General features: G+C 42.5%; 12 protein-coding genes and 1 pseudogene. 8 read left to right on the forward strand and 5 right to left on the reverse strand.

The window, feature by feature from the left end; genetic code table 11:
* Positions 1-62: 62 nt before the first annotated feature.
* Together fdhF and FFL34_RS11945 are read left to right on the forward strand one after the other, a co-directional pair.
* Positions 63-3,025: pseudogene (gene fdhF / locus FFL34_RS11940) on the forward strand (formate dehydrogenase subunit alpha).
* Entirely contained in the window at positions 3,000-3,473 is a 474-nt protein-coding gene (locus FFL34_RS11945) for a helical membrane plugin domain-containing protein (protein WP_138603627.1), read from the forward strand. The pseudogene fdhF and the gene FFL34_RS11945 overlap by 26 nt, the downstream one beginning before the upstream one ends.
* Positions 3,474-3,618: 145 nt before the next feature.
* On the opposite strand, the gene FFL34_RS11950 is transcribed toward FFL34_RS11945, so the two are convergent.
* Entirely contained in the window at positions 3,619-4,692 is a 1,074-nt protein-coding gene (locus FFL34_RS11950; RefSeq protein ID WP_171046352.1) for a Gfo/Idh/MocA family protein, read from the reverse strand.
* 253 nt (positions 4,693-4,945) lie between these two features.
* Between FFL34_RS11950 and rlmD the strand changes: the two genes are divergently transcribed.
* Entirely contained in the window at positions 4,946-6,415 is a 1,470-nt protein-coding gene (gene rlmD, locus FFL34_RS11955) for a 23S rRNA (uracil(1939)-C(5))-methyltransferase RlmD (protein ID WP_138603629.1), read from the forward strand.
* A gap of 710 nt (positions 6,416-7,125) precedes the next feature.
* Positions 7,126-7,449 (forward strand): hypothetical protein, encoded by a 324-nt coding sequence (locus FFL34_RS11960; RefSeq protein WP_138603630.1) that lies wholly within the window; start codon positions 7,126-7,128, stop codon positions 7,447-7,449.
* A 289-nt stretch (positions 7,450-7,738) separates the two neighbouring features.
* Here FFL34_RS11960 and FFL34_RS19060 read toward each other — a convergent pair whose 3' ends face one another.
* Complete coding sequence (locus FFL34_RS19060) at positions 7,739-7,873, reverse strand: hexameric tyrosine-coordinated heme protein (RefSeq protein ID WP_185959645.1); 135 nt, start codon at positions 7,871-7,873, stop codon at positions 7,739-7,741.
* A 213-nt stretch (positions 7,874-8,086) separates the two neighbouring features.
* Entirely contained in the window at positions 8,087-8,311 is a 225-nt protein-coding gene (locus FFL34_RS11970) for an aspartyl-phosphate phosphatase Spo0E family protein (protein WP_234031489.1), read from the reverse strand.
* 195 nt (positions 8,312-8,506) lie between these two features.
* Between FFL34_RS11970 and FFL34_RS11975 the strand changes: the two genes are divergently transcribed.
* On the forward strand, positions 8,507-8,812 hold the full coding sequence (locus tag FFL34_RS11975; protein WP_138603632.1) for a WxL protein host-binding domain-containing protein: 306 nt from the start codon (positions 8,507-8,509) through the stop codon (positions 8,810-8,812).
* A gap of 178 nt (positions 8,813-8,990) precedes the next feature.
* On the opposite strand, the gene FFL34_RS11980 is transcribed toward FFL34_RS11975, so the two are convergent.
* Positions 8,991-10,382, reverse strand: a complete 1,392-nt coding sequence (locus FFL34_RS11980; RefSeq protein WP_138603633.1) for a purine-cytosine permease family protein — start codon at positions 10,380-10,382, stop codon at positions 8,991-8,993.
* A gap of 226 nt (positions 10,383-10,608) precedes the next feature.
* Complete coding sequence (locus FFL34_RS11985; RefSeq protein WP_138603634.1) at positions 10,609-11,478, reverse strand: LysR family transcriptional regulator; 870 nt, start codon at positions 11,476-11,478, stop codon at positions 10,609-10,611.
* Between the two features lie 234 nt (positions 11,479-11,712).
* Between FFL34_RS11985 and mmgD the strand changes: the two genes are divergently transcribed.
* The 3 genes from mmgD to prpB all read left to right on the forward strand — a co-directional run bounded on the left by mmgD (position 11,713) and on the right by prpB (position 15,328).
* The gene (mmgD, locus tag FFL34_RS11990; RefSeq protein WP_138603635.1) at positions 11,713-12,822 is read left to right on the forward strand and encodes a citrate synthase; all 1,110 of its coding nucleotides are present in this window, start codon (positions 11,713-11,715) and stop codon (positions 12,820-12,822) included.
* Between the two features lie 60 nt (positions 12,823-12,882).
* Positions 12,883-14,328, forward strand: coding sequence for a bifunctional 2-methylcitrate dehydratase/aconitate hydratase (locus FFL34_RS11995; RefSeq protein WP_138603636.1), 1,446 nt, complete (start codon positions 12,883-12,885; stop codon positions 14,326-14,328).
* Positions 14,329-14,422: 94 nt separating this feature from the next.
* Positions 14,423-15,328 carry a methylisocitrate lyase gene (gene prpB, locus FFL34_RS12000; protein ID WP_138603637.1) on the forward strand — a complete coding sequence of 302 codons (906 nt, stop codon included), beginning with the start codon at positions 14,423-14,425 and terminating at the stop codon, positions 15,326-15,328.
* The last annotated feature ends 337 nt before the right edge of the window (positions 15,329-15,665 follow it).

Genomic DNA, 15,665 nt, shown 5'->3' on the forward strand with positions numbered 1-15,665 from the left:
ATTCACTCCGCTCGTGAAATGTTGTAACCGTTAACTTATATCGGAAAATGGAGGGAATGTATTTGGCTGATCATACCATTGTAACCATTGATGGTCAGGAGTATTTAGGTGATCCCAATGGTAATTTGTTGGAGCTTTTGCGTTCGGAGGAAATCGAGGTTCCGGATGTTTGTTATCATCCGAACCTCGGTCCGCTTCAGACTTGTGATACGTGCATTGTCGAGGTGAATGGGGAACTGCAACGTGCTTGTGGGACAACAATTGAAGCCGGTATGCAAGTAAATACCACAATCGAGGATGCTAAGATTGCCCAGAAGCTAGCGATGGACGAAATTATGAGCAACCACGAGCTATATTGCACGGTTTGTGATTACAACAATGGGACGTGTGAAATCCATAATAGTGTGAGAGATCTAGGGATTGAACATCAAGACAAACCATTTGCAACGAAACCTTATGAAGAGGATAATTCAGGTTCCTTTTATCGTTATGACCCAAACCAATGTATTCTTTGCGGGCGTTGTGTGGAGGCGTGTCAGGATCTTGAAGTGAACGAAACCTTGCTGATTGATTGGGACCGCGAACAGCCGCGTGTCATCTGGGATAACGATGTACCTATTGACCAGTCATCATGCGTCAATTGTGGTCAATGTGTAACTGCATGCCCTTGTAATGCCTTAATGGAGAAATCCATGCTCGGTGAAGCAGGTTATTTGACTGGACCACAGCCTGGTACATTACGTTCCATGATTGAATTTACGAAGAAAGTAGAGACTGGCTATGGTTCTTTAATGGCTATTTCTGATTCGGAAGCAAAGATGCGGGAAGATCGAATTGAAAAAACGAAAACCGTATGTACATATTGTGGCGTCGGTTGTAGTTTTGACGTTTGGACAAAGGGCCGAAAAGTTTTGAAAGTACAACCACAGGCAGAATCCCCGGCGAACGGTATGGCAACATGTGTCAAAGGGAAATTCGGCTGGGATTATGTGAATAGTGAGGAACGCTTAACGAAGCCACTCATTCGTGAAGGCGACCATTTCCGGGAGACGGAATGGGAAGAGGCTATCCCTTATGTGGCTCGTCGATTCCAAGAAGTCAAAGACAAAGAAGGTGCCGATGCGCTTGGTTTTGTTGCGACATCTAAGGAGACGAATGAAGAGTCGTATCTTACTCAAAAATTCGCCCGCCAGGTGATTGGTACGAATAATGTGGATAACTGTTCTCGTTATTGTCAATCTCCGGCAACAAAAGGGTTGTTCCGCACGGTCGGTTACGGGGGTGACTCCGGATCGTCTGATGATATCGCAAAGGCGGAGCTGATCATCACCATTGGATCTAATACCGCGGAGGCTCACCCGGTTATCGCATCAAAAATTAAACGCGCTCAAAAATTACACGGTCATAAACTATTCGTCTTTGATCTCCGCAAACATGAAATGGCCGAACGAGCGGATAAGTTTATGAGTCCAACACCAGGAACCGATTTGGTATGGCTGCAGGCGGTGACGAAATATATCTTGGCCAGGGTTGGGAGGACAAGGATTTCTTACAAAACCGGGTTAACGGATTGGAAGATTACCTCCAAAGTTTGGAAGGGTATACGCTTGAGTATGCGCAAAACGTAACCGGAATCCCAGTAGATACTTTGATAGAAGTGGCCGAAGCAATCCACGAATCAGAATCTGTTGCGATTTGCTGGGCAATGGGTGTCACCCAGCAAAAGAACGGTAGTGATACGTCAACCGCGATTTCCAATCTATTGCTGGTTACCGGAAATTACGGCCGTCCTGGTGTTGGTGCTTATCCACTTCGGGGGCATAATAACGTTCAGGGTGCCAGCGATTTTGGAAGCATGCCGGATTGTTTCCCTGGTTATCAAAGCACGAAGGATGATGAAGTACGCGCTCGTTATGAAAAAGCATGGGGTGTCGAACTGAAGAAAGAACGCGGTCGCGACAACCATCAAATGGTTGAGGCGATCCATAAGGGTGACTTGAAATCGCTGTGGATACAAGGGGAAGAGATGGGCATTGTTGATGCGAATGCCAACCATGTCCAGGCTGCTTTCGAAAAACTCGATTTCTTCGTTGTCCAGGATTTGTTTTTATCCAAAACAGCGGAGTTTGCTGACGTTGTTTTACCATCTGTTCCAAGTCTTGAAAAAGATGGAACGTTTGTCAATACAGAGCGTCGTATCCAACGGTTGTACCGCGCGCTTGATCCGACTGGCGATGCCAAGCCGGACTGGGTCATCATTTCCATGTTAGCGAAAGAAATGGGCTTTGACTGGGGCTATTCGCATCCGAGTGAGATTATGGATGAAGTCGCTTCCCTTACACCGTTGTTTGCGGGAGTCAGTTACGAGCGACTTGAGGGTTATAACAGTTTGCAATGGCCTGTACACGCTGACGGTACCGATGAACCTGTTTTGTTTGTGGAATCATTCCCGTTTGATGACGGTAAAGCCAAACTGTATCCAGTTGAATTCGTTGAACCGGTAGGAGTAGATGAGGAGTTTGACTTGCATATTAACAACGGACGTATATTGGAGCATTTCCATGAAGGGAACATGACCTATAAGTCGGAAGGCATCACGAGAAAGACACCATATTGTTGGATTGAGGTGTCGCCGGAGCTTGCGGAAGATCGCGGCATCAAGAGTGGCTCCTTCGTTCGCATTATCTCTGAATCCGGATCGGTCAAAGGGCATATTACGGTGACAGACCGCGTCCAGGGGAAAGAATTATACATTCCCATGAACGATAATAACGAGCTCGCTATCAACAAACTGACAAACAGTGATGTCGATTGGGCGACCAATACACCGGCTTACAAGGATACACGAGCGAAGATGAAAGTCATTAGCGTGGAAGGGGAAGATCCGATTCCGCATAATAACCACCGTCGCGGTAATCGACAGCCGCAAATTAGCGTTCGTGTTGAGAAAAAATGGGCACGTGACGATTACGTATTCCCAGGTGAAAGGGTGAGAGCGCATGGCAAAGCAAATAACAAACATTAAGCGTCTTTCCGTTGACGAAGAAACAAGACGGCAAAACGATTTAAATGAAGTGGAAGCCGCCATTGCGGACAATAAGGAGGCGGTACTTGAAGCTATTACGTTGACTCGCCATTTACATGACAAGGGATTACTGGCTATTCTCAACGGGGCACTGTCTCAAGGAGAAGAAGTGTTGGACATTGCAGTAAAGGAAATTAACAAGCCGCAAAATTCCCGTGTTATTGAAAATGGTGTAGGACTTGCCATGCTGTTAGGAACACTTGATGTGGACCGGTTGAAAGTGTTGACAGAAAAATTAAACCAGGGCGTGCGGGTCGCAACTGCGGATAGAGCCGAAGCAGATGGCCCCGATAATGTCTTTCAATTGATGAAGTTACTGAAAGACCCGGAAGTTAACCGTTCCATAGGTCTGTTGGTGAACTTTCTCAAAGGGATGAGTCGTGATTGATGAAAAAGACCAGCCAATGTGCTGGTCTTTCTTTCTAGTGTGAAAAGTCGGCTGGTGCCCCTCATTAGTGACTTCATTGGCTCTTTTTGTGTAGCTTAATTTTTGACTGATCGACAATATTCGGGAAGTGCCAAGTACCAAATGGTTATTCCAGCACAACCTTTTTCTCTTCTCTTGCTGACTGGCGAATGGCGTCCAGCACTTTCTGGGTGGTTTGACCATTTTCAAAATTGGCAAGTGTCGTATGTTTTTGGCCTGTCCGAAGTGTTTCGTGCAAGGCATCGAGCATGGGCTTGAAACTGCTATAGTGCGAGGCTACCGCTGCAGATACCGTATCCGGTGCAGTTAGGCCCGGATCAAGGGAGACCTCTTCGAACGGTTGTTCACCACTTGAGACGAACAGGCTGGTATCGTCCAGCATAACCAGAGTACTTTGATCCCCAAACACTTCTAGTCGTTTCGTATGTGACGCCTTGCGTGCGGCAGAAATTAAATCCAGCATGACGGTCGAATTATTTTGAAGTGAACCAATAACCTGAAAGGCATCATCCGCTGTCCGATGCTCGACGTTTCCTTCTTCATCTGTGTATTCCGGCACATGGGTGATCAAATTAGCATTGAGTGCCTTCATGGAGCTGTTCGTCCACCAATGCAGAGAATCAATCATATGCGAGCCAAGTGCATTCAGAAGTCCTCCGCCATCTTCCTTTTGCCCAAGCCAGCCGCGCCTTTTCGACGTGAGCGGTGTATAAGCAGTGTGTGTGTACGCATATCTGATATGCATAACATTACCCAGGTCACCATTTTCTATCATTGCTTTCACTTTCATCTGTGCTGGAAGGAATCGAAATTCATGATTGATGAAGCCCCATTTCCCTGCTTGATCCCTGGCAGCAATCATGCCTTCTGTTTCGGCAGCATTCAGAGCCATTGGCTTTTCACACAAAACATGAAGGCCTTTAGCAAAAGCCGTTTGTACCATTTCTTCATGCGCAAAAACAGCTGAAGCCACTACCAGAAGATCTAGGGATTCCTGCTCAAGCATCGCTTTCCAGTCGGTATATATGTTATCAATACCGCTTAATTTTCGAGCAGAATCCACATTCCCTCTCACACTGGCAATAGCTACAACTTCAAACCCGTTATGTAAGTTCATCATTGGCGCGTGCACTCGTGCCCCGAAGCCGGTTCCAATAATGCCAACCCTATAATTAGTCACACGAATCATTCCTTTTTGTTAGTTTGAATGGATACATTACAAAGTGCTGAGCTTTCAATCCCAGTGGACTGGATAGTTTTCTTTCATCATATCATGAAAAATATCTGTCTTCCTAGCAGACAGATTCTGAAAGGCTTGATTTGTCATACGTCCATGTGTAAAAATGCTTCTTTTACATAAATACCCGTTTTACTGCCGGCTTTGGGTGGTCTATAATAGATTCTTAAAGAAAAAGTAAAGATGGGAAGTGCCTATGTCTAAGCGAAAGAATAGTGACTATAAAAAGCCTGATAAACCATATAATCAATCTGGCAAACCATACAGGAAGCAAGGTTCGGCAAAAGGGAAGCAAAAAGGTGGGTCTGCGGTTGCTGATCCGCGCCAGAAGGCTATAACTGCGAAAGTGACTTGCTCAGGTCTGACCAATGAGGGCAAAGGTCTTGTTACGTGGGAAGGAAAGCAGCTGGAGGTAGCGTATCTGATACCAGGTGAAACGGCTGAGGTACGTGTGTCTAAAAAGGGGCCGTATCTTAACGCGGAGCTAAAGCGGATAATCAATCAGTCTAAAGACCGTGTCAATCCGCCATGCCCGTATTATTACGAATGCGGGGGATGTCAGCTGCAGCATATGAGCAACCAGGCGCAAGGTCGTTTTAAGCAAAACACCATTGATGCGATAATGAAACCGTTCGGAAAGCCGGAAGCCATTTTGACGATGGACCAACCGTATGACTACCGGAATAAAAGCCAGATGACGTTTGGTCAGAATAAAGATCGGCAGGTTATCGGCGGGTTGTACGCCCCGAGCACCCATCAGATCATCCCAATGGACCGGTGTCTTATTCATGATCCAAAAGCGGACGAGATCGTGCAAACAATTAAGGGTATGATGAAATCTTTTAAAATGAAGCCGTACAACGAAGATACCGGCCATGGCTTTCTAAGGCATATCCTGATAAAGATCGGCAAGGTCAGCGGTCAGATTATGGTGGTGCTTGTAGCAGCTTCACCCGTCTTCAAGGGCAAAAATAATTTTATAACAGCCTTGCGTAAAGCCCATCCTGAAATTACGACACTTTTGCTGAACGTCAATAAACGGGATACCAGCATGGTTCTGGGTAATCAGGAAAAGGTTTTGTTCGGTAAGGGGACGATCACAGATACCCTCTGCGGAATGACATTCGAGATCTCGGCGAAGTCTTTCTATCAGATTAATCCGGTCCAGACCGAAAAATTATATAAGAAGGCGATTGAAATGGCCGATCTGACTGGAAAGGAAACGGTGGTGGATGCGTACTGCGGAATTGGTACCATCAGTCTGATTGCCAGTCAGAAAGCTGGAAACGTTATTGGCGTAGAAATGAATAACGATGCGGTTCGTGACGCCATTCGGAATTCAAAACGTAACGGTGTAAAAAATGCACGATTCTATCAGGGAGATGCCGGCGAGTTTATGGTGCAAATGGCAGCACGCGGTAAAAAAGCCGATGTGGTGCTTATGGATCCGCCCCGAAGCGGAAGTGACGAAACGTTCCTAGCAAGCGTCGTCAAGCTGCAGCCGAAGCGCGTGGTATATGTGTCGTGTAATCCGGTAACACAGGCGCGGGATCTAAAGTACTTAACGAAGAATGGGTATACGGTTGAAGCTATTCAGCCAGTGGATATGTTTCCGCAAACCTACCACGTTGAAGCTGTTACAAAATTAGTTTTAAAAGAAAATTAGGTAGCTGGAGTGAAATGAGTAATTAAAATAAATTATTTACTATCAATAATGAAAAAGTCAAGATAGATAATAAATACTTGCGGCAGCATCCTTTTTCATATTTTTGGTATAAATTTTTATGAGTGGCTTGCACTAGTAAAATAATCATTATAGATAAACGATGAAGGTATTATGGAAGCAACCGGTTTCTAATTATACGTGTTATTGTTGGTCTTTACTATTCAGCACACGGGGCACAAAAAAGCATTGGGGTGGTTTGACGGCAACAGTGCTGCCAAAACAGATGCGTTCTTTGATAGAAAGAGTGGGCGAACCAAGGTTCCTCTAGGAAGTCAATAAGATAGAAAGTAATCCACCGAGAATCTCAAGGGTGGATTATTTTTTTGATTAAATGTGTAAAAATAGAATACATAATGTATTTCAAACCAAAAATACACTTTTGTGCCAAGAAAATACTATTATGATCTGTATCGCCTCTTAATAATGGTATTTTAGCCCCTTCATAAACATAAATCCCATTTTGACAATAAATGGCGGTCTGTATATGGTATATGTAGTTACACCCCTTATTACCTCTTTGTTCATCTTCCGGTCGAAGTTAAACACTAATGAATTACTCCTACGTATTTGCCACCGAATATTTTGTAGTTTTCCAATTCAATAGCAATGAATATGCATTACAAAATTTTATACAGAAGGAGCTGTTATGGATGGGTCATGATATTCTCGGTTACAACAAATCTGGGGAAAATGTTGCTTATCTGCGCTTTAGCAAGAATGATGTTAATTCCTTAGTAGTTTATTGTTTACTAGAGTCCAGTGATTATTTTGCAGGTGTGAGCGGGACAGGTGATAGTGTAAGCTTTACACAACAACAGATGGAAAAGGCGCTTGAAAACTATAACAGGCATATGATTATTTATCCAGGCAAAAAACATTTTGAAACATGGCAACGAAATGAAATACTAAAATTTCTTAAAAACTGTTTGGAAATGACCAAAAAAGAGCGAACAATACAAGTTTTATTCGGTTAATGTGAAATAAAGAACGAACAGGTAAATTGGCAAGCACTTGGTTTGTTTCATTCAAGACAAATGGTGATCACATTTATGGTGCGAAACAAGGTTGTGCTAATCTTATGGTGACGGGTACGGAAAAACCGTTTTGATTGGGAGGGTGAGCGAGAGGTTATTGCCATATAATTATCGGCAAGGGATTCCAATTCATCAATGGATAGACAAAAGAAGAAGGTTTATAAATATATGCATGAACAAGCATGGCAACATTAGCGGTTACTCCGTTTTTGCTGCCATGCTTTCTTGCTTAATTTAATTTTGCTTTCGCATTCCAGTAGTTATTTGCAGCTGCCACTGTTTGAAAGTGGATAGCTATAACTTCCTGTTTATGTACGAAATGGGTACTTTTACGAAAAAAGCCCGCACATGAATCCCCCCACATCAAGCTTAGCCAAGTGGGGGTAGTTCTTAGTATATGGTCTATCGAATCCAAATGTTCTCTTTAACCTTTTGTTTCAGATTTAAAGTTTCTATCAATGATTTTCGTCGAATACCATTACAAGATTTTGGAGGAGGTACTTTCTTTTTTTATGTTGATAGTTCTTTGCGGCAGAAGGGAATTATGATTTAATTTGAGTCGCCTGAAAATGCAGGGTCAAACCTCAACGAAAGAACTGTTGTTGTTTGCTCCTTCATTGATTTCATCTTTAGTTTTTATGTTCCTTTGGTATTTAAGAATTAAAACATCGAGTTCTTGGCTACATTTTAATGTATCCGCACTTTCCATACCTTGAATATTCGCTGTCTCTATCATTTGTTTTCTTTTTTGCTTAATCACCTGGAATAACATTTCTGGCGTATCATAACCTGAGTGTGTCATAGAATCTCCTCAATTGCCCTTTTAATTATATTAGGTATATTATACTACATCCAAATTCCTGATTTGTGTCAAAAAGGTGAAATTAAAGTGACAAAATTATAGAAACTTGTATTCTTCTGTATCTAATGATTTAATAAAGAATTGTTATAGTTGGGTTAATCATATTAATAGTGAAAAAAGTAAGTACAGCTAGAATTGGAAAAAGCAAATGTAAATATGGCTCCCAATTCCAATATGGATGTCGTTATTGACTGGGAAAACAATCCATTGGAAGAAGGAGACTATCGCTTGGAACTTCAAGCTAGTAATGAAAAAGATGAATGGAAGTGGGAAAAAGTATTTACAATCGGTGAAGAAGCAAAAGATTTTAATAAGGAAGCAGTTGAACTGGAAACCAATAATAACCGTAAAGCATGGTACATTGCTGGAATATCCGTGTTGATCATTATCATTCTAATACTGTTAGTTTACATTTGGCGGCTGAAAAGAACGGGAAAGTAGATAATCAGCAAGGATAACCTTGAATAACACCTTAGTAAATAATTTATCTTGTACTTTCATTTGATCAAAATGAGTTAAACGAAACCCCTGCAGCCAAGTTATTTGGTGCAGGGGTTTTCAGTATAAGCGCCACAGAGACAGCAGCGTTATTTAGAGGCTATTCATGCTTCCATGTACCCTAAGAGGAAAGCTTATCATCCTCATGTATATCTTGTGGTTCCTCTGTAAGGTAATACATTCCTTTTGTAGCTAAAGCCAGTAGAACGGTTAGGATTGCCGCGAGAATTGCTGCGAAAATGGCTGCTGTATTTTGCAGAAATGCCCCCATGTAGCCTAGTGCTGCTATTGTTCCCAAACCACTGCAAATAAGCAGAGAGACCACACCAACGGGATTCCATTTATGCAGGAATTCCTGTCTGGCTTCATAATAATTAGGACCGATTTTCAGTAGTTTTTTAACAAACAATGCATCACTAACTAAAATAGCGGCCCAGACTAATAAAAAGACGCCTTGAAATGTCATCACCTTGTCCAGATAATCGACGATGCCGCCTAGCATAAGAACCATCGCAGTAACACCGGAAACGACTACCCAAAAACGTCTTCCGGGGGTAAAGTTAAAGATATTCTCGAAAAAATTGGAAAGTGATAGAGAACCACTATAGATGTTTGTAATATTAATTCTTATTTGCGTTAACATGGTAAACAATGCTCCGCCGATTCCTAGCAGAAGCACAATATAAACTCCCGGGTTTGCCTCGCCAAGGCGAACGCCAAACCAAATACCAAGGCCACCCATGATACCAAAGCAAAAAATCTGTGGTATAAAGCCAATGGCTACTGAACCAATTTTAATATCTTTCGGTTTTAGGAATCGGGCATAGTCTGACGCTAACAATGCTGTCAGTCCCATTATTCCATGGTGCATTCCCATACAAAGCAATAGCGCTTCTCCGCCTAACTGAACGCCTTTTGGCATAAACGCTAGAATAGAACCATCATTAACAGGGGGTGTAAAGATGGACACGATAATTGCTGTAACCAGAAAAATTCCGAAGATCGGTAAAGACCATTTTTGTAATTTGTCTAACTGTTTAATACCGAACCAATTCAGTGGGATAACGATTGATCCGAAGAAGACGATTAACGTCCATTCAGGTATGGCGGGAAAGAAAGTGTGAATCGCGGAAACCAAAATTAATCCTTCGAACGCACAATACATAATAAAATTGGATGCGTATATTAGTGAGGTAAGCGATGCCCCAATATAACCGAATCCACCGCCGCGCGACAGCAAATTGACATTCATACCGGACTTTGCTGAAAGATAGGCAATGAATGTACCTAAAATACCTGCAACAATAATGGCGTATATAGCCGAAATTATGGCGTTGGCTGCCCCGAACTGAAGTGCCATAACACTTCCCATTTGAAAATAAAAAATGGCGGTGGCGATACCAAATGTAATGTTCGTAATACTTAACCAGCCCATATTCCTTTTCTCACGAGGTACTTTATTCAATGAGTAATCAGTATCCGCTTCATAGTTTGTAGCTACTTTTTCACTCATGCATATCAACTCCTCTTTGTTTTTTTAGCTATTCATACCATGTCCCCCTATAATTTGTGCATCAATTCACAAATTAGTTGTTTTTGTTAAAAGACTGTTTCCACTGACACACATCTACTATCATAACAATAGTAAATTAATAATCAACCCCCGGTGGTCTAAGGAAAGCTATAATGCCTCCAGTTGTCCCTTTACCTCGTCATGGGACACCCCTTGATGGGCTGGCCTACAGCGATTTCACATCTAATGTTCGGATAAAATCAACAAATGCTTTCACGATATTCATTTGCATGGAGTCTTCCTGATAATACATCCATGTCTTGCGCGTAATGATGTCACCTGTGGGATGATACAGCGGCTTGGTCACGAGTTCCGGATGGGGGCGTACGACAAGATTGGCCAATATGGCATAGCCTAACCCATTGACAATCATTTCCTTGCAGGTTTCCACCTGGCTCACCCAGATATTGATATCCGGATTTTGTTTGTATTGGCTGTACCACCAGTTATCAACGATATTCCGCATTTTTTCATCAGTATGATAATCAATCCGTGGCATTTCAGGAAGACTTTCCCATGTGAATTCCCACGGAGAGGCGATGCATATTTCTTCTTCATAAAGTAATTCTTTTCGGTCATGCCAGCTGTAGTCCCCTTTGATGAAGCTGATGTGCACATCATGATTTAAGATGCGCCGGTGCATTTCACTGCTCCAGCCGGTTACGACCTGGAACTCCACATTCGGATATTTCTGTTTAAACAGGCGCAGTAATTTGGGCATTTTGTTTCGCGCGAAGAAATTAGAAGCTCCGACTCTTAATGTTCCGGCAACTTGCTGTTTCATGTTATGCAGTTTTTCCTCGATTCTTATTTGTTCATGCAGCATTTTTCTGGCATGGTGAGCAAGCTCTTCTCCCTCAGGTGTGAACGTTATCCCACGTTGCTTGCGAATAATAAGTTTTACCCCGTAATATGCTTCCAGACTCTGTATGCGCGATGTCAATGTGGGTTGAGATAAGAACAACCGCTTTGCCGCCTGTGTAATGTTTTCTGTTGCATATAATGCGTCAAGCATTTCCCAATCTTGAAATTTCACGATGAGACCTCCTTATGCTCCGAGTGAACAGGCGGTCCGCCCGTCCACCCTTTTCTATCAACCATATCTTAATCTGATATTGAAAAGATCTATGCCCAATGATTAAAATTATGTATTTTCCTAATTGCTAGTTTAATTGTATAATAAAAGCATAATATGTACAAATTTTCAGATGAATGTAGGTCTAGGATATGGTAATAGAAAGATAATCTATCAAATACAAGGGGGATTATCATGAAAGCACAGGATACATTTGTTCCAGGGTTAGAAGGGGTTGTTGCTGCTGAGACAGGAATCTCTCTTTTGGATACGGAAAAGGAGAAGATCGTTATCAGGGGCTATGATTTGATTGATTTATCAGCGAGCAAAACCTATGCTGATTTGGTTTACTTGCTGCTGGAGGGAACGATGCCGACTGATGCAGAGAGACAGGCGGTTGAGTTAAAATTGAAGAAAAATTACGATGTACCTCCAACCGTCACGGATATACTTAAGTTATTGCCGAAAGAAACGCACCCGATGGATGGACAGCGGACTGCGATATCCGTCTTGGCGGGGTACGATAAATCGCTTGATGATCGGTCGTTGGATGCGAATAAAAATAGGGCTTACGAACTTTTGGGGCAGCTTCCGGCGATTACAGTGAACAGTTACCGGATTTTGAATCAGCAGGAAGCGATAGAGCCGGATCCGCAGCTGTCATACAGTGCCAACTTTTTATATATGATTACAGGCAATAAACCTACCCAAATGCAAGCAGAGATTTTTGATCGTTCACTTCTATTGTATAGTGAACATGAAATGCCTAATTCAACATTTACTTCAAGAGTAATTGCCTCCACAAACGCTGATATGTATGGTGCGTTATCCGGAGCGGTTGCCTCCTTGAAAGGGAATTTGCATGGCGGTGCGAATGAAGCGGTGATGCACATGTTGAATGAAGCAGGTTCCGTAAGCGAGTTTGAGGAATTGCTCCGAGACAAGTTGAAACAAAAAGAAAAAATCATGGGTTTTGGACATCGTGTTTATATGAAGAAGATGGACCCAAGGGCATCCATGATGAAACAATCTCTGAAGCAGTTGTGTGATCTTAAAGGTGATTCACTGCTTCTTGACATGTGTGAAGCAGGAGAGAAGCTGATGGCGGAGGAAAAAGGTTTGTATCCGAATCTTGATTACTATGCCGCTCCGGTTTATTGGATGCTCGGTATTCCGATTGCCTTGTATACACCAATCTTCTTTAGTTCGAGAACGGCAGGTTTGTGTGCGCACATTATCGAACAGCATGAAAACAATCGTTTGTTCAGGCCAAGGGTGAAATATACCGGAGCACGATATGAGTAATTTGCTACTATTTCAGTATAGCATACAAAATGAAAACATCTGGTGAAAGGAAGTTTGTTGATGGAAAAAGTACAAGAAAAACCTGTTGCAGATGCGATTTTGGATGAGATCGCTGATTATGTGATGCATAAAGAGATATTAAGTGAAGAAGCATTTAAGACTGCCCATTATGTATTGATTGATACGTTAGGATGCGGGATACTTGCATTAAATTATCCTGAATGTACAAAACTTATGGGACCGATCGTGCCGGGGACAATGGTGCCAAATGGGACGCGTGTTCCAGGAACATCTTATGTGCTTGATCCGGTGCAGGGTGCATTCAATATTGGTGCTATGATCCGCTGGTTGGATTACAACGATACATGGCTGGCCGCTGAATGGGGACACCCTTCCGATAATCTAGGAGGAATCCTAGCCGTTGCTGATTATGTCAGCAGGGAGCGCATTCAAAAGGGACAAGATCCGGTAACTGTTCGGGAAGTGCTGGAGATGATGATTAAGGCACATGAAATCCAAGGTATCCTTGCTCTGGAAAACAGTTTGAATCGTGTTGGGCTTGATCATGTATTATACGTGAAAGTGGCCACAGCCGCCGTCGTTACAAAAATGTTAGGTGGCAGCAAACAGGAAATTATCAACGCATTATCTCATGCATGGATTGATAATTCCAGCCTACGCACATACCGTCATGCACCGAATACCGGCTCCCGCAAATCGTGGGCGGCAGGAGATGCCACTAGCAGGGGAGTTCGTTTGGCAATGATGGCTGTCAAAGGAGAAATGGGTTATGAAACGCCATTATCCGCACCTGGATGGGGTTTTCAGGATGTATTATTTAATAAACAGGAACTTGTATTGCCGCAGCCATTGAACAGTTATGTTATGGAAAATGTATTGTTCAAAGTATCTTTTCCAGCTGAATTTCATGCTCAGACCGCTGCTGAAGCCGCTGTAGACCTGTACCCACAGGTTAAAGGCAGACTGGATGAAATCGATAAGATAACTATCACGACACATGAATCCGCAATCAGAATTATCGATAAACAGGGGCCACTTTATAATCCAGCAGACCGAGACCATTGTATCCAGTACATTACAGCTGTAGGGCTAATAAAGGGTACGATTACGGCGGAAGATTATGAAGACTGGGCGGCCGCTGATCCAATGATTGACCAATTGCGTGAAAAAATGGTTCTGACAGAAAACGAGGCATACACAAAAGATTATCTTGATCCGGATAAACGCTCAATCGCCAATGCGGTGCAAGTTCATTTTCATGATGGCACGGTAACTGATAATGTGGAGTATGAATACCCATTGGGCCACAGATTCCGCAGAGATGAGGCAATGCCGGCATTAAGAAAAAAGTATGTAAACAATCTGGCAACCAAATATTCAAAAAAGCAATTGCAGGAAATAGAAGAAGTAAGTTATGATTATAAAAAACTTTCAACGATGAAAGTCAACGAATTTATGGAACTTTTTGTTCCAACGTCAGTATAAACTGATGGATGACCTTTTAAGAATAATTTCGGCACTCGCTATCAGACAAGGCGAGTCCGGCGTTTTTGTAAAGTGAGAAGGAGGAAGAAAAGACATGGTATGGATAGTTGATCAGTCCGCAACACAGGAGGAATTAGCAGATCAATTTAAAGAACTGATCAGGAAGGAGGAAATTTTACAGATTCCCGGTGCCCATGACGCCATGGCCGCGCTGGTGGCAAAAAAGTCAGGTTTTCAATCCCTTTATTTATCTGGGGGGGCATATACTGCAAGTCTCGGTTTTCCTGATTTGGGAATCGTTACCTCAACGGAAACGGCAGGACGGGCCAAAGAACTAATCCGCGCTGCCAATCTACCGGTATTGGTCGATATAGATACTGGTTTCGGGGGCGTTTTAAATGTCGCGCGTACAGCAGCTGAAATGTATGAAGCAAAAGTGGCTGCGGTTCAGATAGAAGATCAGCAGCTTCCAAAAAAATGTGGACATTTGAATGGAAAACAGTTAGTGACAAAAGAAGAGATGGCCCAAAAAATCCAAGCTATTAAAAAGACAGCACCTTCTCTTGTTGTTGTTGCTCGGACGGATGCCAAGGCTGTTGAAGGAATGGATTCAGCTGTTGAACGGGCGGAAGCGTATATCGAAGCAGGTGCCGACGCAATTTTTCCGGAAGCATTACAGACAGAAGAGGAATTCCGTTTATTTGCATCAAAAATCGATGTTCCGCTACTTGCCAATATGACGGAATTTGGGAAAACACCATATTACAAAGCAGAGGAATTTCAGGATATGGGCTACAGCATGGTGATTTATCCGGTCACGTCATTGCGGGTAGCTGCCAAGGCATATGAACGGGTGTTCCAGGCAATCATGGAGGAAGGCACACAGAAGAATTGCCTTGATGATATGCAAACACGGCAAGAGTTATACGAAATAAACGGCTTGGATGAGTTTGAGGAGCTTGACGGTAATATTGCGAAGACCGTTTTAAGTGAAAAATAATTGTTAAAAACCTATTTTGAGTTTGAATATCTCAAAATAGGTTTTTTTATTAAAATGAGTTTTAGATTAGATGGTGGATGAATCTCCTTAAACAAGTAACATGGGATATAAAAACAGATTTGCCTCAAGAAGACTTAAAGGAGATAGTTAACAATGAAATTTCTAAACAAAAAGGAAATAAACTTTAAAGGAATAGTTTGTGGACCTGATGGATGTTGATTAGTATAGACGATAGTGTTCCAAGGTGTGTTCAAATAAATCTTTCAATAAAGAAAACCAAAAAAACTTGCTATTCACTCTATTTTTATATATGTGGCTTTTATATCCTTCAATTGTT

The organism is Lentibacillus cibarius, assembly GCF_005887555.1.
Taxonomy (GTDB): domain Bacteria; phylum Bacillota; class Bacilli; order Bacillales; family Amphibacillaceae; genus Lentibacillus; species Lentibacillus cibarius.

Excerpts from the sequence above, each read along its gene's own strand:
- FFL34_RS19060 (WP_185959645.1), bottom strand. The coding sequence starts at position 7,873 with ATGTGGGGGGATTCATGTGCGGGCTTTTTTCGTAAAAGTACCCATTTC.
- FFL34_RS11980 (WP_138603633.1), bottom strand. The coding sequence starts at position 10,382 with ATGAGTGAAAAAGTAGCTACAAACTATGAAGCGGATACTGATTACTCA.
- mmgD (WP_138603635.1), top strand. The coding sequence starts at position 11,713 with ATGAAAGCACAGGATACATTTGTTCCAGGGTTAGAAGGGGTTGTTGCT.
- prpB (WP_138603637.1), top strand. The coding sequence starts at position 14,423 with ATGGTATGGATAGTTGATCAGTCCGCAACACAGGAGGAATTAGCAGAT.
- FFL34_RS11960 (WP_138603630.1), top strand. The coding sequence starts at position 7,126 with ATGGGTCATGATATTCTCGGTTACAACAAATCTGGGGAAAATGTTGCT.
- FFL34_RS11995 (WP_138603636.1), top strand. The coding sequence starts at position 12,883 with ATGGAAAAAGTACAAGAAAAACCTGTTGCAGATGCGATTTTGGATGAG.
- FFL34_RS11945 (WP_138603627.1), top strand. The coding sequence starts at position 3,000 with ATGGCAAAGCAAATAACAAACATTAAGCGTCTTTCCGTTGACGAAGAA.
- FFL34_RS11970 (WP_234031489.1), bottom strand. The coding sequence starts at position 8,311 with ATGACACACTCAGGTTATGATACGCCAGAAATGTTATTCCAGGTGATT.
- rlmD (WP_138603629.1), top strand. The coding sequence starts at position 4,946 with ATGTCTAAGCGAAAGAATAGTGACTATAAAAAGCCTGATAAACCATAT.